Source organism: Spiroplasma sp. ChiS (genome assembly GCF_002968355.1).
Lineage (GTDB): Bacteria > Bacillota_I > Bacilli_A > Mycoplasmatales > Mycoplasmataceae > Spiroplasma > Spiroplasma citri.
Genome location: NZ_PUUH01000261.1, coordinates 1 through 690, shown reverse-complemented (window position 1 = coordinate 690; position 690 = coordinate 1). Strand labels below are relative to the sequence as shown.

The window sequence follows — 690 nt, the reverse complement described above, 5'->3', positions numbered from 1 at the left end:
CGGTGCGTATAAGTTGGTTGTGGGGTCAAACACACTGACTAGAATTAATGAAATAAATAATTATGTTGAAACAATTGCAGTTGATAGTAAAGATAACATTTATTTTGGTAAATGCAACCAAAATAAATGATACCAGCAATAGCACAAATTCTATAACAATAGATAGTAAAGACAACATTTATTTTGGAACAAATAACGGTGCGTATAAGTTGGTTGTGGGGTCAAACACACTGACTAGAATTAATGAAATAAATAATTATGTTGAAACAATTGCAGTTGATAGTAAAGATAACATTTATTTTGGTAAATGTCAAAATAGTGGTTTATTTGTGTTGAAACACGGTGCAACAACCCCAACCAAAATAAATGGAATAAATGATCCTATTCAAAAAATTGCAGTTGATAGTAAAGATAACATTTATATTAAATCATATTATGATTTGTTTGTGTTGAAACACGGTTCAGATACACCGACTAAAATTAATGGTATTACTGACAGAGTTAATTCTATTGCAGATTTGAAATTTGATAAAAACAATAAAATTTATTTTGGAACATATAATGGTGCGTTTGTGTTGAAACACGGTGAAACAACCGCAACTAAAATTGCTGGTACCATCAATGAAATAAAATCTATAACAATAGATAGTAAAAACAACATTTATTTTGGAACAAGTAGAGGCACAAATA

Annotated in this window: 1 pseudogene; it reads left to right on the top strand. The window is 29.0% G+C overall.

From position 1 onward, the window contains the following. Nucleotides 1-104: 104 nt before the first annotated feature. Nucleotides 105-690, top strand: a pseudogene (locus C6B38_RS06730) (hypothetical protein); the annotation flags it as partial.